This window comes from Enterobacter cloacae (assembly GCF_013375935.1).
In the GTDB taxonomy this organism is placed as follows: Bacteria; Pseudomonadota; Gammaproteobacteria; order Enterobacterales; family Enterobacteriaceae; genus Enterobacter; species Enterobacter pasteurii.
On sequence record NZ_CP056117.1, the window covers coordinates 4,736,394 to 4,757,425 of the forward strand.

19 protein-coding genes are annotated in these 21,032 nt (G+C 53.9%); 12 read left to right on the top strand and 7 right to left on the bottom strand.

From position 1 onward, the window contains the following. Positions 1 to 81: 81 nt before the first annotated feature. The 5 genes from lon to bolA all read right to left on the bottom strand — a co-directional run bounded on the left by lon (position 82) and on the right by bolA (position 6,854). A complete protein-coding gene (lon, locus tag HWQ14_RS22285) occupies positions 82 to 2,436 on the bottom strand; it encodes an endopeptidase La (RefSeq protein WP_176611045.1) in 2,355 nt (784 codons plus the stop codon). A 184-nt stretch (positions 2,437 to 2,620) separates the two neighbouring features. Further along, a complete protein-coding gene (gene clpX, locus HWQ14_RS22290; RefSeq protein WP_148420286.1) occupies positions 2,621 to 3,895 on the bottom strand; it encodes an ATP-dependent protease ATP-binding subunit ClpX in 1,275 nt (424 codons plus the stop codon). 127 nt (positions 3,896 to 4,022) lie between these two features. Beyond that, positions 4,023 to 4,646 carry an ATP-dependent Clp endopeptidase proteolytic subunit ClpP gene (clpP, locus tag HWQ14_RS22295; RefSeq protein WP_006809880.1) on the bottom strand — a complete coding sequence of 208 codons (624 nt, stop codon included), beginning with the start codon at positions 4,644 to 4,646 and terminating at the stop codon, positions 4,023 to 4,025. A gap of 260 nt (positions 4,647 to 4,906) precedes the next feature. Beyond that, on the bottom strand, positions 4,907 to 6,205 hold the full coding sequence (tig, locus tag HWQ14_RS22300; RefSeq protein ID WP_148420285.1) for a trigger factor: 1,299 nt from the start codon (positions 6,203 to 6,205) through the stop codon (positions 4,907 to 4,909). 331 nt (positions 6,206 to 6,536) lie between these two features. Further along, positions 6,537 to 6,854 (bottom strand): transcriptional regulator BolA, encoded by a 318-nt coding sequence (gene bolA / locus HWQ14_RS22305; RefSeq protein ID WP_148420283.1) that lies wholly within the window; start codon positions 6,852 to 6,854, stop codon positions 6,537 to 6,539. A 303-nt stretch (positions 6,855 to 7,157) separates the two neighbouring features. Here bolA and HWQ14_RS22310 point away from each other — a divergent pair, with 303 nt between their 5' ends. The 8 genes from HWQ14_RS22310 (at position 7,158) to HWQ14_RS22345 (ending at position 16,032) form a co-directional block, all read left to right on the top strand. Next, positions 7,158 to 7,736 carry a lipoprotein gene (locus HWQ14_RS22310; RefSeq protein WP_176611046.1) on the top strand — a complete coding sequence of 193 codons (579 nt, stop codon included), beginning with the start codon at positions 7,158 to 7,160 and terminating at the stop codon, positions 7,734 to 7,736. Positions 7,737 to 7,781: 45 nt separating this feature from the next. Then, positions 7,782 to 9,257, top strand: a complete 1,476-nt coding sequence (ampG, locus tag HWQ14_RS22315; RefSeq protein ID WP_176611047.1) for a muropeptide MFS transporter AmpG — start codon at positions 7,782 to 7,784, stop codon at positions 9,255 to 9,257. Positions 9,258 to 9,736: 479 nt separating this feature from the next. Then, positions 9,737 to 10,684, top strand: coding sequence for a cytochrome o ubiquinol oxidase subunit II (cyoA, locus tag HWQ14_RS22320; RefSeq protein WP_176611048.1), 948 nt, complete (start codon positions 9,737 to 9,739; stop codon positions 10,682 to 10,684). Positions 10,685 to 10,700: 16 nt separating this feature from the next. Then, positions 10,701 to 12,692 carry a cytochrome o ubiquinol oxidase subunit I gene (cyoB, locus tag HWQ14_RS22325; protein ID WP_176611049.1) on the top strand — a complete coding sequence of 664 codons (1,992 nt, stop codon included), beginning with the start codon at positions 10,701 to 10,703 and terminating at the stop codon, positions 12,690 to 12,692. Next, positions 12,682 to 13,296 carry a cytochrome o ubiquinol oxidase subunit III gene (locus HWQ14_RS22330; protein ID WP_063451697.1) on the top strand — a complete coding sequence of 205 codons (615 nt, stop codon included), beginning with the start codon at positions 12,682 to 12,684 and terminating at the stop codon, positions 13,294 to 13,296. Before cyoB ends, HWQ14_RS22330 begins: the two co-directional genes overlap by 11 nt. Further along, a complete protein-coding gene (locus HWQ14_RS22335; RefSeq protein WP_176611050.1) occupies positions 13,296 to 13,622 on the top strand; it encodes a cytochrome o ubiquinol oxidase subunit IV in 327 nt (108 codons plus the stop codon). The genes HWQ14_RS22330 and HWQ14_RS22335 overlap by 1 nt, the downstream gene beginning before the upstream one ends. Before the next feature lie 11 nt (positions 13,623 to 13,633). Next, on the top strand, positions 13,634 to 14,521 hold the full coding sequence (cyoE, locus tag HWQ14_RS22340) for a heme o synthase (RefSeq protein WP_003859062.1): 888 nt from the start codon (positions 13,634 to 13,636) through the stop codon (positions 14,519 to 14,521). A gap of 149 nt (positions 14,522 to 14,670) precedes the next feature. Next, positions 14,671 to 16,032 carry an MFS transporter gene (locus tag HWQ14_RS22345; protein WP_176611051.1) on the top strand — a complete coding sequence of 454 codons (1,362 nt, stop codon included), beginning with the start codon at positions 14,671 to 14,673 and terminating at the stop codon, positions 16,030 to 16,032. A 30-nt stretch (positions 16,033 to 16,062) separates the two neighbouring features. Here HWQ14_RS22345 and HWQ14_RS22350 read toward each other — a convergent pair whose 3' ends face one another. Further along, positions 16,063 to 16,554 carry a YajQ family cyclic di-GMP-binding protein gene (locus HWQ14_RS22350; RefSeq protein WP_022647233.1) on the bottom strand — a complete coding sequence of 164 codons (492 nt, stop codon included), beginning with the start codon at positions 16,552 to 16,554 and terminating at the stop codon, positions 16,063 to 16,065. A gap of 125 nt (positions 16,555 to 16,679) precedes the next feature. Between HWQ14_RS22350 and panE the strand changes: the two genes are divergently transcribed. After that, on the top strand, positions 16,680 to 17,591 hold the full coding sequence (gene panE, locus HWQ14_RS22355; RefSeq protein WP_176611052.1) for a 2-dehydropantoate 2-reductase: 912 nt from the start codon (positions 16,680 to 16,682) through the stop codon (positions 17,589 to 17,591). Further along, the gene (gene yajL, locus HWQ14_RS22360) at positions 17,554 to 18,144 is read left to right on the top strand and encodes a protein deglycase YajL (protein WP_176611053.1); all 591 of its coding nucleotides are present in this window, start codon (positions 17,554 to 17,556) and stop codon (positions 18,142 to 18,144) included. The genes panE and yajL overlap by 38 nt, the downstream gene beginning before the upstream one ends. Positions 18,145 to 18,247: 103 nt before the next feature. Here yajL and thiI read toward each other — a convergent pair whose 3' ends face one another. Continuing rightward, a complete protein-coding gene (thiI, locus tag HWQ14_RS22365; RefSeq protein ID WP_176611054.1) occupies positions 18,248 to 19,696 on the bottom strand; it encodes a tRNA uracil 4-sulfurtransferase ThiI in 1,449 nt (482 codons plus the stop codon). A gap of 189 nt (positions 19,697 to 19,885) precedes the next feature. Here thiI and xseB point away from each other — a divergent pair, with 189 nt between their 5' ends. Both xseB and ispA read left to right on the top strand, forming a co-directional pair. Further along, a complete protein-coding gene (gene xseB / locus HWQ14_RS22370; protein WP_008503331.1) occupies positions 19,886 to 20,128 on the top strand; it encodes an exodeoxyribonuclease VII small subunit in 243 nt (80 codons plus the stop codon). After that, positions 20,129 to 21,028, top strand: a complete 900-nt coding sequence (ispA, locus tag HWQ14_RS22375; RefSeq protein ID WP_176611055.1) for a (2E,6E)-farnesyl diphosphate synthase — start codon at positions 20,129 to 20,131, stop codon at positions 21,026 to 21,028. It begins immediately after the preceding gene. Positions 21,029 to 21,032 lie beyond the last annotated feature (4 nt).

A 21,032-nucleotide genomic window follows, 5' to 3' on the forward strand; every position in this document is an offset into this window, starting at 1 on the left:
AATTAGCTATACAAAAAAAGGCTGGCAAGTACGAAATGACTTACCAGCCTTGTTTTTATTGACGCTCTTTGCGCGAGGTCACTATTTTGCGGTTACAACCTGCATTCCGGACGGCTCATTTTGCAGTGCGAGAGTCAGAACTTCCTCAATGCGCTTCACCGGATGGATCTGAAGATCGGCAATAACGTTGTCCGGAATCTCTTCCAGATCGCGTTTATTCTCGTAAGGAATCAATACGGTTTTGATCCCACCACGGTGTGCCGCCAGCAGTTTTTCTTTTAACCCACCGATTGGCAGTACCTGACCACGCAGGGTTATTTCACCGGTCATTGCCACATCAGCGCGTACCGGGTTACCTGTCAGACAGGAGACCAGCGCCGTACACATGGCAATACCCGCGCTTGGACCATCTTTAGGCGTCGCCCCTTCCGGAACGTGAACGTGGATGTCGCGTTTCTCGTAGAAATCCGGGTTGATGCCCAGTTTTTCCGCGCGCGCGCGCACCACGGTCAGCGCAGCCTGAATAGACTCCTGCATTACTTCACCGAGCGAGCCGGTGTAGGTCAGCTTGCCTTTGCCCGGTACGCAGGCGGTTTCGATGGTCAGCAGATCGCCACCCACTTCCGTCCATGCCAGGCCGGTAACCTGGCCCACGCGGTTTTCGTTGTCCGCACGGCCATAGTCGAAGCGCTGAACGCCCAGATAAGCGTGCAGATTGTCGCCGTTAATCACAATGTGTTTCAGGCTCTTATCCAGCAGCAGCTGTTTCACCGCCTTACGGCACAGTTTTGAGATTTCTCGCTCAAGGCTACGCACGCCCGCTTCACGGGTGTAGTAACGAATGATGCCAACAATAGCGCTGTCCTCAACGGTCAGCTCGTTAGCTTTCAGCGCGTTGCGCTCAATCTGCTTCGGCAGCAGGTGCTGTTTAGCGATGTTCAGCTTCTCGTCTTCGGTATATCCGGACAGACGGATCACTTCCATACGGTCCAGCAGCGGTGCTGGAATGTTCATGGAGTTCGAGGTCGCCACGAACATCACGTCGCTGAGGTCGTAGTCCACTTCCAGATAGTGATCGCTGAACGCGACGTTCTGCTCTGGATCGAGCACTTCCAGCAGCGCCGACGCCGGATCGCCACGCATGTCCGAGGACATTTTGTCGATCTCATCGAGCAGGAACAGCGGGTTTTTGACCCCCACTTTCGCCATCTTCTGGATCAGTTTGCCCGGCATCGAGCCAATATAGGTACGACGGTGGCCGCGGATTTCCGCTTCATCACGTACGCCGCCCAGCGCCATACGGATATACTTACGTCCGGTCGCTTTGGCGATGGACTGGCCCAGAGACGTTTTACCTACCCCCGGTGGCCCTACCAGGCACAGGATTGGGCCTTTAATTTTGTTCACGCGGCTCTGTACCGCGAGGTACTCAAGAATACGGTCTTTCACGCGTTCCAGACCGTAGTGGTCGGTATCCAGGATCTCCTGGGCCTGACGCAGGTCTTTTTTGACCTTGCTGCGGGTGTTCCACGGAACCTGTACCATCCACTCAATGTAGCCGCGCACAACGATTGCTTCTGCCGACATCGGAGACATCATTTTCAGCTTCTGCAATTCAGCTTCCGCTTTCTCTTTCGCCTCTTTCGGCATCTTCGCCGCGTCGATCTTGCGCTTCAGCGCTTCGTTTTCGTCCGGAGCGTCGTCCATCTCGCCGAGCTCTTTCTGAATGGCTTTCATTTGCTCGTTCAGATAGTACTCACGCTGCGATTTTTCCATCTGCTTTTTAACGCGGTTGCGAATGCGCTTCTCAACCTGCAGCAGATCGATTTCTGACTCCATCATCGCCATCAGATATTCCAGACGTTCGTTAACGTCGGACATTTCCAGCACGGACTGTTTGTCAGCCAGCTTCAGCGGCATATGTGCAGCGATGGTGTCAGCCAGACGCGCCGGATCGTCGATGCTGTTCAGCGACGTTAGCACTTCTGGTGGGATTTTCTTGTTCAGCTTGATATAGCCTTCGAACTGGCTGATCGCGGTGCGCACCAGCACTTCCTGCTCGCGCTCATCAAGCTCAGGTGAATCAAGGTACTCTGCCTTCGCAGAGAAGTGCTCGCCATCATCTGACAGAGTGGTAATACGCGCACGCTGCAGGCCTTCCACCAGTACCTTTACGGTGCCGTCTGGCAGCTTCAGCATTTGCAAAATAGAGGCCACGGTCCCGACGGTGAAAAGATCGTTTACACCCGGCTCATCCGTAGATGCTTCCTTCTGCGCGACCAACATGATTTTTTTATCATGATCCATGGCGGCTTCGAGGCAACGGATAGATTTTTCCCGCCCTACAAATAAGGGTATGACCATGTGCGGATAAACCACCACATCGCGCAACGGCAATACGGGGATTTCAATGCGTTCAGAACGCTCAGGATTCATAGAGCTCTCTCTTAGTTTAGTGTCCGCCAGGTAAACTGGTCATGTAACTGTGCTTCACACAACCATTAACATGTAATCCAGTATATGGGGATGTTTCCCATACATTCAACGCCACGAATACGGAAAAAGTAAAGGGGAGATAAAATCCCCCCTTTTTGATTAACTGATTGTATGAATTGGTGAATTATTCGCCAGATGCCTGTTGCGCTTCCGGTTTACCGTAAATCAGTAACGGCTTGGTCTGGCCACCGATTACGGACTCGTCGATAACCACTTTTTCGACGTCTTCCATAGAGGGCAGATCGTACATCGTGTCGAGCAGGGCTGCTTCGACGATAGAACGCAGGCCACGTGCACCGGTTTTACGCGCCATCGCTTTCTTGGCAATAGCGTCCAGCGCTTCGTCACGGAATTCCAGCTCAACGCCTTCCAGATTGAACAGCGCCTGATACTGTTTGGTCAGCGCATTTTTCGGCTCTTTCAGGATCTGAATCAGCGCGTCTTCGCTCAGTTCGTTCAGGGTTGCCACCACCGGCAGACGGCCAATAAACTCTGGGATCAAACCGAACTTGATCAAGTCTTCCGGTTCCACCTGAGCCAGCAGCTGGCCTTCGTTTGGTTTTTCAGACGTGGATTTTACCGTCGCGCCAAAACCAATGCCGGAGCCGGTTTCAACGCGGTGAGAAATCACTTTGTCCAGGCCTGCAAACGCACCGCCACAGATAAACAGGATCTTGGAGGTATCAACCTGCAGGAACTCCTGCTGCGGATGCTTACGTCCGCCCTGAGGTGGAACAGCCGCGACCGTACCTTCGATAAGCTTCAGCAGCGCCTGCTGTACGCCTTCGCCCGACACGTCACGGGTAATGGACGGGTTGTCAGATTTACGGGAGATTTTGTCGATCTCATCAATATAGACAATCCCGCGCTGGGCCTTCTGCACGTCGTAATCGCATTTCTGCAACAGCTTCTGGATAATGTTTTCAACGTCTTCACCCACGTAACCGGCTTCGGTCAGGGTGGTGGCATCCGCCATGGTAAACGGCACATCCAGCAGGCGCGCCAGGGTTTCAGCCAGCAGCGTTTTACCGGAGCCGGTTGGCCCGATCAGCAGAATGTTACTTTTACCCAGCTCCACGCCGTTGCTGGTATCGCCGTTGCGCAGGCGTTTGTAGTGGTTGTATACCGCCACCGCCAGCACTTTTTTCGCCTGTTCCTGACCAATGACGTAGTCATCCAGGTGGTGGCGGATTTCGTGTGGCGTTGGTAACGCGCTGCGCTCGCGGTGCGGCGCGACTTCTTTAATCTCTTCGCGAATGATGTCGTTACATAAATCGACGCATTCGTCGCAGATATACACGGACGGCCCGGCAATCAGTTTACGCACTTCATGCTGGCTTTTGCCGCAAAAAGAGCAGTACAGCAGTTTGCCCGAACCATCTTTGCGTTTATCTGTCATGAGTCCAAACCTCTTTTTAAGTTCTATGTGCCGCACATGACGACGCAAATGCCATTTTCAGACGCAAGCTGCTTACTGGCAACGTGCCGCCCTACCTTAGTATAGCGGCACACTCGCGTCGCGGGCATCAATTACGATGGGTCAAAATGGAGTCGACTAAGCCGTACTCAACTGCCTCTGGTGCAGAGAGGAAGCGATCGCGCTCGGTATCGCGCTCGATCTGCTCAAGAGGTTGACCCGTATGCTGCGCCATAAGTTCATTCATGCGCGCTTTTACTTTCAGAATTTCTCGGGCGTGGATTTCGATATCCGTCGCCTGGCCCTGGTAACCACCCAGCGGCTGGTGAATCATCACGCGGGAGTTTGGCAGGCAGAAGCGCTTACCTTTCGCCCCTGCGGTTAACAGGAAGGCGCCCATGGATGCCGCCTGTCCCATACAGATAGTGCTGACATCCGGCTTGATGAATTGCATGGTGTCATAAATAGACATACCCGCCGTAATAACACCGCCTGGCGAGTTGATGTACAGGTAAATGTCTTTTTCCGGGTTTTCCGCTTCCAGGAACAGCATCTGCGCCACGATCAGGTTAGCCATATGGTCTTCCACCTGGCCGGTCAGAAAGATAACGCGTTCCTTGAGCAGACGGGAGTAGATATCGAAAGAGCGCTCACCACGTGAGGTCTGTTCAATAACCATCGGCACCAGCGCCATATGGGGTGCAAAGTTATCTCGTTCGCCACTGTATGACATTTCCGTCTCCTGGTTCAAAATTGAAAACACCTGCTGTACTGATTGTAACCTTATGGACGGATTATCAGCCAGTCTCAATCATCTCGATTACATACTTATGGGGTTCGCCACGCCCTATTTCAAGCATAACAATCTTTTGTTGTAACGCTAACACTGAAAAGGCGTTTTAGCACCCTTCCAGGACTCAAGCTGTGATAAAAAAAACCCGTCGCCGGAGGGCAACGGGTTTTTTGTTCAAACTTTAAACCGTTGGGGCGAAATTACGCCTGCTGGTTCATCAGCTCGTTGAAAGAGGTCGCTTTTTCGGTCACTTTCGCTTTCGCCAGTACCGCTTCAACAGCCTGCTCTTCCAGTGCGACGTTGCGCATGTTGTCCATCAGCTCTTTGTTCTTACCGTAGAACTCGATCACTTCTGATGGATCTTCGTATGCAGACGCCATCTCTTCGATCAGGCCCTTCACACGCTCTTCGTCAGCTTTCAGCTCGTGGGTACGAATCACTTCGCCCAACAGCAGGCCAACAACAACGCGGCGTTTCGCTTGCTCTTCAAACAGCTCGCGTGGCAGTTCCATCGCTTGCTGCTGGTTGCCACCGAAACGCTGTGCAGCCTGACGGCGCAGAACGTCGATTTCGCTGTCGATCAGGGCTGCTGGAACGTCGATGTCGTTCGCTTTCACCAGACCGTCAATCGCCTGAGACTTCACACGGTTACGTACAGCACCGTTCAGCTCGCGCTCCATGTTTTTACGCACTTCGGTACGCAGGCCAGCGATAGAACCATCCTCAACGCCGAAACGCTTGATGAATTCTTCCGTCAGTTCTGGCAGTTCGCGCTCTTCCACTTTCTTCAGGTTAATCACGAACTTCGCTGCTTTACCCTTCAGGTTTTCAGCGTGGTATTCTTCTGGGAAGGTCACGTCGATAGTGAACTCTTCACCCGCTTTGTGGCCTTTGATACCGTCTTCGAAGCCTGGGATCATACGACCCTGGCCCATCGCCAGTACGAAGTCAGACGCTTTACCGCCTTCGAACTCTTCGCCGTCTACGGAACCGGTAAAGTCGATAGTTACGCGGTCTTCTGCGTCAACTGCACCTTCTTTCTCTTTCCAGTTCGCCTGCTGCTTGCGCAGGGTATCCAGCATGCCGTCAACGTCTTCGTCAGTTACGGAAACGATCGGTTTTTCAACTTCGATAGATTCCAGACCTTTCAGCTCAACTTCCGGGTACACTTCGAACTCTACGGAGTAGGTGAAGTCTTCGCCCATTTTGTATTCGCCCGGCACGTAGTTTGGCGCGCCAGCTGGATTGATTTTTTCTTTGATGATCGCGTCGATAAAGTTGCGGCTCATCAGTTCACCCAGCACATCCTGACGCACGGAAGCGCCATAACGCTGAGCAACAACATTCATTGGTACTTTGCCCTTACGGAAGCCGTCAATACGTACTTTCTTTGCTACGTTGACCAGCTCGCTTTTCACAGCAGTTTCGATGCTGTCAGCAGCGATAGTAATCGTTACACGGCGGCCAAGGCCTTGAGTGGTTTCAACTGAAACTTGCATCTTGTTACCTCAAAAAAATCACAGTGCTCGGTCAACTCTGAATCTGTCTGTTATACCGGGATGCTCTCTTATGTGCAGATTCACATTCCCTGTCGCCAGAATCATCCCGAAGACATTCATTAAGACGCGGCATTATAGCGGCATCACTTAGGTGAGTCGAGAACGGTTGGGGCATGTTGCTGCGGCTTTTTTCACACTTTAAGGCTATTTTTAGCCTTAAAATCGCGCCATCCGCTCAAAACTCAGACAAAACAAAACGGCCCGAAGGCCGTTTTGAGGAAATCTGTAAGCAACATACTGGAAAAACTCCGGCGGTTGCAAATCCGATTTATCAGGCGATGGTGCCTGCACCACGACAAGGCGGTGATGCGAATACCGTATCCTGCAGCCCTTCCCATTCCTTAATGGTGTAGGTATGCAGAGCAAGCGCATGTACGGTTGTGGAGAGTTCTTCCGTCAAGGTGCTGTAGATCAGGCGGTGTCGGTTCAGGAAACGTTCTCCCATGAAGCGATCGCTGACCAGAACCACTTTGAAGTGGCTTTCAGAACCTGCCGGCACGTTATGACGATAGCTTTCGTCGACAACTTCGAGAAACACAGGGTTGAACGCTGCCCTTAATTTTTCTTCTATCTGCTCACGTATCATCATGAAATCACTCCTCCGACAACGCTAAGATGTCACCCATCCCTTTAAATATTAGCCGCTTTTACCGGTTCCATTACAACAAGACAACAAATATTTAGCTTTCGTCTGATTTTCTCATTCAAACGAATGAAGTTCACTATGAGACTCATACGTTTTGTCACTCATGCGTGGAGAAAAGCGGAAAGGTGGTCAGTTTTCAGACAAGGCGATGAATTTACATGCGTTGACCACTTCCCCTGGCCGTTGGCGATGTTATGATGGCGGCAATTTTTCTCTATTTGCTTACGATTCGTTGAGAACCCGAAAATGTTAAAAAAACTCTTCTTTCCGTTGGTAGCGCTCTTTATGCTCGCCGGCTGTGCAACCCCGCCGACGACCATCGATGTTTCCCCAAAAATTACCCTGCCTCAGCAGGATCCAAGCCTGATGGGCGTAACGGTCAGCATTAACGGCGCCGATCAGCGTCAGGACCAGGCGCTGGCGAAAGTCACTCGCGACAACCAGCAGGTCACCCTGACCGCATCCCGCGACCTGCGTTTCCTGTTACAGGAAGTGCTCGAGAAGCAGATGACCTCCCGCGGCTACATGATTGGCCCAAGCGGCGCGGTTGACCTGCAAATCATCGTGAACAATCTGTACGCTGACGTGTCCCAGGGCAACGTTCGCTACAACATCGCAACCAAAGCCGATATCGCCATCATCGCGACCGCGAAGAACGGCAATAAGATGAACAAAAACTACCGTGCGAGCTATTCCGTTGAGGGCGCGTTCCAGGCCTCCAACAAAAATATCGCTGACGCGGTTAACAGCGTGCTGACTGACACCATTGCCGATATGGCACAGGACACCAGCATTCACGAATTTATCAAGCAGAACGCCCGTTAATCCTGCTGACTGGCCCGGTGCTTCACCGGGTCAGTTCATAAGAACATGTCCAGTCACTACTTACGCATTTTCCAGCAACCGAAATCAGCTATTCTGCTGATCCTTGGTTTCGCCTCCGGTTTACCGCTTGCGCTCACCTCCGGCACGCTGCAGGCGTGGATGACGGTCGAGAACATCGACCTGAAAACCATCGGCTTCTTCTCGCTCGTGGGCCAGGCCTACGTCTTTAAATTCCTCTGGTCGCCGGTCATGGACCGCTATACCCCGCCGTTCCTCGGGCGGCGTCGCGGCTGGTTAGTGATGACGCAGGTGCTGCTGCTGCTGGCGATTGCCGCCATGGGCTTCCTTGAGCCGTCAACGCAGCTCCGCTGGATGGCCGCGCTTGCGGTAGTTATCGCCTTTTGTTCCGCCTCCCAGGACATTGTTTTTGACGCCTGGAAAACGGACGTCCTGCCTGCGGAGGAACGCGGTGCTGGCGCGGCGATCAGCGTGCTCGGCTATCGTCTCGGTATGCTTGTCTCCGGCGGGCTGGCGCTGTGGCTCGCCGACCGCTATCTCGGCTGGCAGGGTATGTACTGGCTAATGGCGGCCCTGCTGATCCCCTGCATTATTGCCACCCTCTTCGCACCAGAACCGAGCGAGGTCATTCCGGTTCCGCGCTCGCTGGAGCAGGCCGTGGCAGAACCGCTGCGCGATTTCTTTGGCCGTAATAATGCCTGGCTGATCCTGCTGCTTATTGTCCTTTATAAGCTCGGCGATGCCTTTGCCATGAGCCTGACGACAACCTTCCTGATCCGCGGTGTCGGGTTTGATGCGGGGGAAGTCGGCGTGGTCAACAAAACGCTGGGGCTGTTTGCCACGATCGTCGGCGCTCTGTACGGCGGCGTGTTGATGCAGCGCCTGACGCTGTTTCGTGCGCTGCTGATCTTCGGCATTCTTCAGGGCGCATCGAATGCCGGTTACTGGCTGCTGTCGATTACCGACAAGCATATGATCAGCATGGCGACGGCCGTATTCTTTGAGAACCTGTGTGGGGGTATGGGCACGGCGGCATTTGTTGCGCTGCTGATGACGCTGTGCAATAAGTCATTTTCCGCCACCCAGTTTGCCCTGCTCTCTGCCCTCTCCGCCGTCGGGCGCGTGTACGTAGGTCCCGTCGCGGGCTGGTTTGTTGAAGCCCACGGCTGGCCGACATTTTATCTCTTCTCGGTGGTGGCCGCCGTGCCGGGGATTTTATTGCTGCTGGTCTGTCGCCAGACGCTGGAATATACCCAGCGCACGGAACACTTCATGCCGCGCACGGAATACCATGCCGCCTATCGGTTTGCCCTCCGCCTGCTGATGGTGGGCTGCGTTGTGCTGGTTCTGTGGCTCGTGGTGCTCATTATTAACGCCACCACCGGGCTATCGCTGCCCTATGAAACCGTGCTGCTTGATGCAGGCGTGCTTCTCGCCGTTGCAGGTATCCTGACAGGCGGAACGCTGGATTTCATGTCCTTGCGGAAAACGCAGATGACCTGAAGCAAAAAGCGAAAGGTTATTTCCCGTTGTAATAACCGTGCGAAATTATAACGGTGAAATAACCGCCATCGGATAAAAAAAATATTTGTTGTTTTGTGCGGGATAGCATTCGGAAATTATTGGAGCTTAATTCGCTACGCTATTTTCCGTTAAACGATTCAGCTTTCGAAAGATTGTATTTTCGTTTTTTATTTGTCTTTTTATTGATAATTAATTGTTAATTATTTGTATATTTTTAGCAATGGTTATACCAATTGCCCCATTTGGGGTAGGCTAAAGCGGCCTTTCGTTATAACGCCCACGCTGTGCGGCTTTCCTCCAAAAATGCGACATAATTTGCAACACATGTGACATGTGCGGCAGAACCCAGTAACACCTTCCTGACACAGGGCTAATGATGTTTACAGTAATGTAACCTTCCCGTAAAATGCCCCCACACTTTAAACGCCACCAGACTCCCGTGGAATTGAGGTCGTTAAATGAGACTCAGGAAATACAATAAAAGTTTGGGATGGTTGTCATTATTCGCAGGCACTGTATTACTCAGTGGCTGCGATTCTGCACTACTAGACCCCAAAGGACAGATTGGACTGGAACAACGTTCATTGATACTGACGGCTTTTGGCCTGATGTTGATTGTGGTTATTCCTGCCATCTTGATGGCTGTTGGTTTCGCCTGGAAGTATCGTGCGAGCAATAAAGATGCGAAGTATAGCCCTAACTGGTCACACTCCAATAAAGTGGAAGCTGTGGTCTGGACGGTACCTATTCTGATCATCCTGTTCCTTGCCGTACTGACCTGGAAAACCACTCACGCACTTGAGCCGAGCAAACCGCTGGTTCACGATGAAAAACCGATTACCATTGAAGTGGTCTCCATGGACTGGAAATGGTTCTTCATCTACCCAGAGCAGGGCATTGCTACCGTGAATGAAATCGCCTTCCCGGCGAACACTCCGGTTCAGTTCAAAGTGACCTCCAACTCCGTAATGAACTCCTTCTTCATCCCACGTCTGGGCAGCCAGATTTACGCGATGGCCGGTATGCAGACTAACCTGCACCTGATCGCGAATGAAGCAGGCACCTACGACGGTATCTCCGCCAGCTATAGTGGCCCGGGCTTCTCGGGTATGAAGTTTAAAGCTATCGCTACGCCAGACCGCGCGACTTTCGACCAGTGGGTTGCAAAAGCGAAGCAGTCTACCAACACCATGCCTGACATGGCGGCGTTCGAAAAAGTGGCTGCACCTAGCGAATACAACAAGGTGGAGTACTTCTCTAACGTGAAACCGAATTTGTTTAAAGACGTTATTGGCAAATTTATGGACCACGGTATGAGCATGGACATGACCCAGCCTGAAGGCGAGCACAACGCGCACCAGGGTATGGAAGGCATGGACATGAGCCACGCGGAAACCGCTCACTAAGGGGCCGAGGAAGAAAATGTTCGGAAAATTGACATTGGATGCGGTGCCGTACCATGAACCCATTATCATGGTTACGATTGCTGCAATTATCATTGGTGGCGCAGCCCTACTGGGCCTGATTACTTACTTCGGTAAGTGGAGCTACCTGTGGAATGAGTGGCTGACTTCGGTTGACCACAAAAAACTCGGCATCATGTACTGCATCGTCGGTATCGTCATGTTAATTCGTGGCTTTGCGGATGCGATCATGATGCGTAGCCAGCAGGCGCTCGCTTCTGCGGGTGAAGCAGGTTTCCTGCCGCCGCACCACTACGATCAGATCTTTACCGCCCACGGCGTTATCATGATCTTCTTCGTAGCAATGCCGCTGGTTATCGGTCTGATGAACGTTGTCGTTCCGCTGCAAATTGGCGCACGCGACGTTGCCTTCCCGTTCCTGAACAACCTGAGCTTCTGGTTCACCGTTGTTGGCGTTATCCTGGTTAACCTGTCGCTGGGCGTGGGCGAATTTGCTCAGACTGGCTGGCTGGCTTATCCACCGCTCTCGGGAATTGAGTACAGTCCGGGCGTAGGGGTCGATTACTGGATTTGGGCGCTTCAGCTCTCCGGTGTTGGTACCACCCTGACCGGTATCAACTTCTTCGTGACCACCCTCAAGATGCGTGCTCCTGGTATGACGATGTTCAAGATGCCGGTATTTACCTGGGCATCTCTGTGCGCCAACGTACTGATTATCGCGTCGTTCCCAATTCTGACCGTCACCATCGCGCTGCTGACCCTGGATCGTTATCTGGGCACCCATTTCTTCACGAATGATATGGGTGGCAACATGATGATGTACATCAACCTGATTTGGGCCTGGGGTCACCCGGAAGTGTACATCCTGGTTCTGCCAGTCTTCGGTGTATTCTCCGAAATCGCGGCAACCTTCTCGCGTAAACGCCTGTTTGGTTACACCTCGCTGGTGTGGGCAACCGTGTGTATTACCGTTCTGTCGTTCATCGTTTGGCTGCACCACTTCTTCACCATGGGTGCGGGCGCGAACGTAAACGCCTTCTTCGGTATCACCACGATGATCATCGCCATCCCAACTGGGGTGAAGATCTTCAACTGGCTGTTCACCATGTACCAGGGTCGTATTCAGTTCCACTCAGCAATGCTGTGGACTATCGGCTTCATCGTTACCTTCTCCGTAGGTGGGATGACCGGCGTACTGCTGGCGGTACCGGGCGCTGACTTTGTACTGCACAACAGTCTGTTCCTGATTGCGCACTTCCATAACGTTATCATCGGTGGCGTCGTCTTCGGCTGCTTCGCGGGTGTGACCTACTGGTGGCCTAAGGCGTTTGGCTTCACGCTGAACGAAACCTGGGGTAAACGCGCCTTCTGGTTCTGGATTATCGGCTTCTTCGTGGCGTTTATGCCGCTGTACGTGCTGGGCTTCATGGGTATGACCCGTCGTCTGAGCCAGCAGATTGACCCGCAGTTCCACCCAATGCTGATGGTTGCAGCGGGCGGTGCGGTTCTGATTGCGTGCGGTATCGCGTCTCAGCTGATTCAGTTCTACGTTTCTATTCGCGACCGCGATCAGAACCGTGACCTGACCGGTGACCCATGGGGTGGCCGTACGCTGGAGTGGGCGACCTCTTCTCCGCCTCCTTTCTATAACTTCGCCGTTGTGCCGCAGATCCATGAACGCGACGCATTCTGGGAAATGAAGGAAAAAGGTGAAGCGTACAAGCAACCTGAGCATTACGAAGAGATCCACATGCCGAAAAACAGCGCGGCGGGCATCGTGATTGCCGCTTTCGCAACGGTATTTGGTTTCGCAATGATCTGGCACATCTGGTGGATGGCGATTGTTGGCTTCGCTGGCGTCGTAATCAGCTGGATTGTGAAAAGCTTTGACGAGGACGTGGACTACTACGTACCAGTCCGTGAAGTTGAAAAGCTGGAAAATCAGCATTTCGACGAGATTTCTAAAGCGGGGCTGAAAAATGGCAACTGATACTCTGGCGCACTCAACTGCCCACGCGCATGAACATGCGCACCACGATGCAGGACCGAACAAAGTCTTCGGTTTCTGGATCTACCTGATGAGCGACTGCATCCTGTTCTGCTGTCTGTTCGCGACCTATGCCGTTCTGGTGAACGGCACAGCGGGCGGCCCGACCGGTAAGGACATTTTTGAGCTGCCGTTCGTTCTGGTTGAAACCGCACTGCTGTTATTCAGCTCCATCACCTACGGCATGGCGGCTATCGCCATGTACAAAAACAACAAGAGCCAGGTTGTCTCCTGGCTGGCGTTGACCTGGCTGTTTGGTGCTGGATTTATCGGGATGGAAATCTATGAATTCCATCACCTGATCGCGGAAGGTTTCGGCCCGGATCGCAGCGGCTTCCTGTCAGCGTTCTTCGCGCTGGTTGGTACCCACGGTCTGCACGTTACCTCGGGTCTGATCTGGATGGCAGTGCTGATGTTCCAGATCTCCCGTCGTGGCCTGACCAGTACTAACCGTACCCGTATCATGTGCCTGAGCCTGTTCTGGCACTTCCTTGACGTGGTATGGATCTGTGTGTTCTCTGTTGTCTATCTGATGGGGGCGATGTAATGAGTCATTCTAACGATCATGGCGCTTCCCACGGCAGCGTAAAAACCTACATGACAGGTTTCATCCTGTCGATCATCCTGACGGTGATCCCGTTCTGGATGGTGATGAGCGGTTCTGCATCCAAGCCGGTTATCCTGGGCGTAATCCTGGTAACCGCGGTGATTCAGATTCTGGTGCATCTGGTTTGCTTCCTGCACATGAACACCAAGTCCGATGAAGGCTGGAACATGACGGCCTTTATCTTTACCGTGATTATCATCGCTATCCTGGTAGTCGGTTCCATCTGGATTATGTGGAACCTCAACTACAACATGATGGTTCACTAAGAGCGGCGAGTATGTTTAAGCAATACCTGCAAGTCACGAAACCAGGCATCATCTTTGGCAACCTGATCTCCGTAATCGGAGGGTTCCTGCTGGCCTCTAAAGGCAGCATTGATTACACCCTCTTTATTTACACGCTGGTCGGTGTGTCACTGGTGGTTGCGTCCGGTTGTGTATTTAACAACTACATCGACATGGATATCGACAAGAAGATGGAAAGGACCAAAAATCGGGTGCTGGTTAAAGGCCTGATTGCCCCTTCCGTCTCGCTGGTGTACGCCACCTTGCTGGGTATTGCTGGCTTTATGCTGCTGTGGTTTGGTGCTAATCCGCTGGCCTGCTGGCTGGGGGTGATGGGGTTCGTGGTGTATGTAGGCGTCTACAGCCTGTATATGAAACGACACTCCGTCTACGGCACGCTGATTGGTTCTCTCTCCGGCGCTGCGCCGCCGGTGATTGGCTACTGCGCCGTCACGAACGAGTTCGACAGCGGTGCGCTCATCCTGCTGGCTATCTTTAGCCTGTGGCAGATGCCGCACTCCTACGCCATTGCGATTTTCCGCTTTAAGGATTATCAGGCGGCGAACATTCCGGTTCTGCCGGTCGTGAAAGGTATCTCGGTTGCCAAGAACCACATCACGCTGTACATCATCGCTTTTGCCGTGGCAACCCTGATGCTCTCTCTGGGCGGTTACGCCGGATATAAATATCTGGTAGTAGCGGCTGCGGTGAGCGTCTGGTGGCTCGGCATGGCCCTGCGCGGCTACAAAGTGGAGGATGACAAAGTCTGGGCACGTAAGCTGTTTGTGTTCTCGATTGTCGCCATCACCTCGCTGTCCGTGATGATGTCCGTAGACTTTATGGTGCCGGATTCACAAAACCTGCTGACTTACGTCTGGTAAGCCATAGCAAGGACATAAAGGGGTGCTTCGGCACCCTTTTTTATTCATGAAATCTATTAGTTACGCATGTAATATTTGTTAAATAACCCTTTATTTACCCCGCCCCTTCCCCGCACTACACTATGGCCTGCTTTTGAACTGAGGTGGTAATGAACGATTATAAAATGACGCCAGTCGAGCTGCGCGCGACATGGGGTTTAGGGACTGTTTTCTCGCTGCGGATGCTTGGCATGTTTATGGTCCTGCCTGTTCTGACCACGTACGGTATGGCGTTGCAGGGTGCCAGCGAAGCGCTGATTGGCCTGGCGATCGGTATCTACGGCCTGGCGCAGGCCATTTTCCAGATCCCCTTTGGTCTGCTCTCTGACCGCGTGGGCCGTAAGCCGCTGATCGTCGGCGGGCTGCTGGTATTTGTGCTCGGCAGCGTCATAGCCGCCCTCTCCCACTCCATCTGGGGCATTATTCTTGGCCGCGCCCTGCAGGGTTCCGGGGCCATTGCTGCCGCCGTGATGGCGCTTCTGTCAGACCTGACCCGCGAGCAAAACCGCACCAAAGCGATGGCGTTTATTGGCGTCAGCTTCGGTGTCACCTTCGCCATCGCCATGGTGCTTGGTCCGATTATCACCCATGCGCTCGGCCTGCACGCCCTGTTCTGGATGATTGCCGTCCTGGCGACCGTCGGGATCGCGCTTACGCTGTGGGTCGTGCCGGACAGTAAAAACCACGTCCTCAACCGCGAGTCCGGGATGGTCAAAGGCTGCTTCAGCAAAGTCATCGCCGAGCCGCGCCTGCTTAAGCTCAACTTCGGCATCATGTGCCTGCACATTCTGCTGATGTCGACCTTTGTCGCCCTGCCCGGCCAGCTTGCCGCTGCGGGATTTCCGGCGGCTGAGCACTGGAAAATTTATCTGGTGACCATGCTCATCTCGTTTGTTTCCGTCGTGCCGTTCATTATTTACGCCGAAGTGAAGCGCAGGATGAAGCGCGTCTTCGTGGGCTGCGTCGCGTTACTGCTGATTGCCGAGATTGTTTTGTGGGGCTCCGGCCCGCACTTCTGGGAGCTGATCGCAGGCGTACAGCTATTCTTCCTGGCGTTTAACCTGATGGAAGCCCTGCTGCCGTCGCTTATCAGCAAAGAGTCTCCGGCAGGATACAAAGGCACCGCGATGGGCATTTATTCCACCAGCCAGTTTCTCGGCGTGGCGATAGGCGGCTCTCTGGGAGGCTGGGTAGACGGCCTGTTTGATTCGCAAACCGTATTCCTGACGGGCGCGCTGCTGGCGATGGTCTGGCTGTTTGTGGCCAGCACCATGAAAGAGCCACGCTACGTGAGTAGCCTGCGGGTAGAAATTCCGGATGACGTAGAGGTTAGCGACGCCTTAATACAGCGTCTGGAAACGACGGCGGGGGTGAGCGAGGTGCTGGTTGTCCCGGAAGAGCGCAGCGTTTACGTTAAAATTGACAGCAAGGTGACTAACCGCTTTGAGGTGGAACAGGCGCTGAAGGCCTGAAAAAGCCCGGTAAAACCGGGCTTTTTTTGTTTAATCGCGGAAGTTTTTGAACTGGAAAGGCTGACCCAGATCGCCGCCGCGCACCAGCGCCATAACCGACTGGAGATCGTCGCGGGATTTCCCCGTCACGCGGATCTCTTCCCCCTGAATCTGCGCCTGCACCTTCAGCTTGCTGTCTTTGATGAGCTTAACGATTTTCTTCTGCACCGCGCTCTCAATGCCCTGCTTCAGCTTCGCTTCTACAAACCAGGTTTTGCCGCTGTGGACAAAATCTTCCGGCACATCGAGCGACGTGCCTTCAATGCCGCGCTTCAGCAGCTTGGCGCGCAGGATATCCAGCAGCTGGTTAACCTGGAAATCTGACTCGCTCAGCACCTTGATGGTCTTATTCGCGTCGTTCAGCTCAATGGTCGCCTCTACGCCACGAAAATCGAAACGTGATTCAACCTCACGGATAGCATTATCTACGCCGTTACGCGCTTCCTGCAAATCAACTTCAGAAACAATATCGAAAGATGGCATCTTTTCTTCTCCCTTCATTTTTGTTGCGTTGCATAATACCTGCAACGAGGCATAACGAGAAGCTTAGCTGATGCCGCTATACTTAGCGTCATAGCACCTGGCGCAGTTCCGGGTGAGGAGGAACAATGAAAGTAACAGTGCTTGGATGCGGCGCACTTGGTCAACTCTGGCTTAGCGCGCTATGCAAACAGGGACATAGCGTTCAGGGCTGGCTGCGTATTCCCCAGCCCTATTGCAGCGTGAACGTGATTGGAACCGACGGTTCCATTTTTAACGAGTCTTTGACGGCAAACGATCCGGAATTTCTCGCCAGCAGCGACCTGCTGCTGGTTACGCTGAAGGCCTGGCAGGTTTCCGATGCGGTGAAAAGCCTTGCCGCTCAGCTGCGTGAGAGCACGCCCATCCTGCTGATCCACAACGGAATGGGCACCATTGAAGAGCTGAAAGCCGTCCGTCAGCCGCTGCTGATAGGCACCACGACCCACGCGGCGCGTCGTGACGGTAACGTCATCATTCATGTTGCCAGCGGCGTCACCCATATCGGCCCGGCGCGTGAACAGCGCGGCGATTACAGCTACCTTGCGGATACCCTTCAAGGCACGTTGCCAGACGTCGCCTGGCACAATACTATCCGCGCCGAACTGTGGCGCAAGCTGGCGGTAAACTGCGTGATTAACCCGCTTACCGCACTGTGGGATTGCCCCAACGGCGAGCTGCGCCATCATCCCGATGAGGTTGCGCTGATTTGCCGGGAGGTCGCCGCCGTGATTGAACGCGAAGGCCACCACACCTCCGAGGACGATTTACGCTATTATGTCGACCAGGTTATTGAGAGTACGGCAGAAAATATCTCCTCGATGTTGCAGGATATCCGGGCTATGCGGCATACCGAAATTGATTACATCACCGGTTATCTGTTAAAGCGTGCCCGGGCACACGGTATTACCGTTGCGGAAAACAGCCGTCTGTTTGAGTTAGTAAAACGAAAGGAGAGTGAGTATGAGCGCATCGGCACTGGTATGCCTCGCCCCTGGTAGCGAAGAGACGGAAGCGGTTACTGCCATTGATTTGATGGTACGTGGCGGCATTAAGGTGACTACCGCCAGCGTCGCCAGCGACGGAAGTCTGGCGATTACCTGCTCGCGCGGGGTGAAGATCCTGGCGGATGCACCGCTTGTACAGGTAGCGGACGGTGATTACGACATTATCGTTCTGCCGGGTGGCCTGAAGGGTGCAGAGTGTTTTCGCGACAGCCCGCTGCTGGTTGAAACCGTTCGCCAGTTTCACCTTTCCGGCCGCATCGTCGCGGCCATTTGCGCTGCCGCAGGTACGGTGCTGGTTCCGCACGACATTTTCCCCATCGGCAATATGACCGGTTTCCCTGGGCTAAAGGACACGATCCCGGAAGACCAGTGGGTAGATAAGCGTGTGGTCTGGGATCCGCGCGTTAACCTGCTCACCAGCCAGGGACCGGGCACCGCCATTGATTTTGGCTTGAAGATTATTGACCTGCTGGTCGGGCGCGAGAAAGCGTACGAGGTGGCGTCATCGTTAGTGATGGCTGCGGGAATTTATAATTATTACGAATGAAGCAAAACGGCAACCGCACAGGTTGCCGTTTTTAATGTTTGCGCCCTCTCCCCGTGGGAGAGGGTCGGGGTGAGGGCATCAGGCCGCACTCCCCGACAATGAACTACGGGCGATACACCTTCACATTCGCAAAGCCCTGCTCGCGCAGGTACAGCGCCTGTAAGCGGCTCATCACACCGCGCTCACACCACAGCAGATAGGTTTTGCCCTGGTCGAGGTCGCCAAATTTGGTGCTCAGCTTGTAGAACGGCAGAGAAACCACCTCCACGCCATCCACCTGCAGCGGTTTGTCATCCTGCTCATCAACAGAGCGAATATCCAGAATCGCATCGTTAGCGCCGAAGCCGCTGACGGTTTCCACCTCAACCACGTCCTGCTCGGTCTGCTGGGCAATCTCGCGGATGTCGATGTTGGTCGCTTCCGCCACCACGTTGTCCAGGATGCTGAAATCGAAATTCTCTTCTTCCGCTTCGATCTTTGCCTTCACCGCTTTCACGGTCGGGCTTTTTGAGATCACGCCGCAGTATTCCGGCATGGTGCGGGCAAAATCTTCGGTACCGATTTCTCGGGCCAGATCGATGATGTGCTCTTTATCGTGAGAAATCAGCGGACGCAGGATCAGGGTATCGGACACGTTGTCGATAAGACGCAGGTTGGTCAGCGTCTGGCTGGAGACCTGGCCCAGCGCTTCGCCGGTGACCAGCGCCTGCACGCCGTAGCGCTCGGCCACTTTGGATGCCGCGCGCACCATCATACGCTTGAGGATGACGCCCATCTGGCCGTCATCCACTTTTTCGAGGATTTCGCCCACCACCGGCTCAAAGTTAATTGCCACAAAACGCACGCGGTGGGAGCTACCGAAGCGGTTCCACAGGTAATGCGCCACCTGACGAACGCCGATTTCATGCGCCGCGCCGCCCAGGTTGAAGAAGCAGTAGTGCACGCGACAGCCGCGACGCATCAGCATATAGCTGGAGACGCCGGAGTCGAACCCGCCGGAGATCAGCGACAGCACATCTTCCTGCGTACCGATTGGGAAACCGCCAATACCCTCGTAGCGGCCTTTTACCAGCAGCAGACGATCGTTTTCGATCTCAAGATTAACGGTCACGTCCGGATTCGTCAGACGCACGCGCGCCGTCTCAACGTGCTGGTTCAGACCGCCGCCGACGTAGCGCTCGACTTCAATCGAGCTAAACTCATGCTTACCGCGACGCTTCACGCGCACGCAGAAGGTTTTGCCTTCGATTTGGTCGCGGTACTGCACCAGCGCTTTTTCGAAGATGTCATGCATATCGGTGAACGGAACATCTTCCACTTCCAGGATATGGTGAATGCCCGGGATACGGGTCAGCGCGTCGCGGATATCCTGACGTTTGTTTTCGTCTTTCGCGCGGACTTCAACGTGGTCCCAGTGGCGCACCACGGCGAGGGTGTCGTCGTAGTGTTTTAATACGTTACGAATGTTCCCGGTGAGAATTTTAATAAAGCGCAAACGCACAGATTGGCTTTTGATGGTGATTTCAGGGAACAATTTAATGATAAACTTCATGGCGGCAATGTTTCTTAGGCAAGCGGTTGGGCTTGTAATGGAAAAGTACAGCAGCCCCTATAACCGAAGACTGCTTCCAGGCGCGCAAGTATACCACCATCGCGCGGCTCCTGTGCACATTGCGCGTTATTTGATAATTGCCCCGAGTCCGTTACCATGGCGGGGCTAAAAGATAAGAGTCAATTCACTATGCCGAAGAAGAACGACGCACCGGCCAGTTTCGAAACTGCGCTGAGTGAGCTTGAGCAGATTGTTACCCGCCTTGAGAGCGGCGATTTACCGCTGGAAGAGGCGCTGAACGAATTTGAACGCGGCGTGCAGCTAGCGCGCCAGGGGCAGGTAAAGCTCCAGCAGGCCGAGCAGCGCGTGCAGATCCTGCTTTCCGACAGCGAAGACGCTAAAACCACGCCATTCACACCGGACGCCGAGTAAATGGATTTTGCCAACGCGCTTCAGGCGCGCGTCGCTCGCGCCAACGACGCCCTGCGCCGTTTTATTGAGCCGCAGCCTTTTCAGAACACTCCACTGGTTGAAGCCATGCACTATGGCGCACTCTTGGGTGGTAAACGTCTGCGCCCGTTCCTCGTCTATGCCACGGGAAATATGTTCGGCATCAGCGATAACACGCTGGACGCCCCGGCAGCCGCCGTGGAGTGCATCCATGCCTACTCGCTGATCCATGACGATTTGCCGGCCATGGACGATGACGATTTGCGTCGCGGTCAGCCGACCTGCCATATCAAATTTGGCGAAGCGAATGCGATTCTGGCGGGTGATGCCCTGCAAACCCTGGCCTTCTCGATTCTGAGCGATGCGCCGATGGTTGAGGTAAGCGACCGTGACCGTCTGGCGATGGTGTCCGAACTGGCCATGGCCAGCGGCGTCGCCGGCATGTGCGGCGGTCAGGCGCTGGATTTAGAGGCTGAAGGTCGTCAGGTTAATCTGGAACAGCTGGAGCGTATTCACCGTCATAAAACGGGCGCACTGATTCGTGCAGCCGTTCGCCTGGGCGCACTGAGTGCGGGTGAACGCGGGCGGAAAGCCCTGCCGATTCTGGACAGATACGCAGAAAGTATCGGTCTGGCATTCCAGGTTCAGGATGACATTCTGGATGTGGTGGGCGATACTGCAACATTGGGAAAACGTCAGGGTGCAGATCAGCAGCTTGGCAAAAGTACCTACCCCGCCCTGCTGGGCCTTGAGCATGCCCAACGTAAAGCCCGGGATCTGATAGACGATGCCCGCCGCTCGCTGAACAAGCTGGCCGCGCAATCGCTGGATACCTCGGCACTGGAAGCGCTAGCGGACTACATAATCCAGCGTGATAAATAAACTA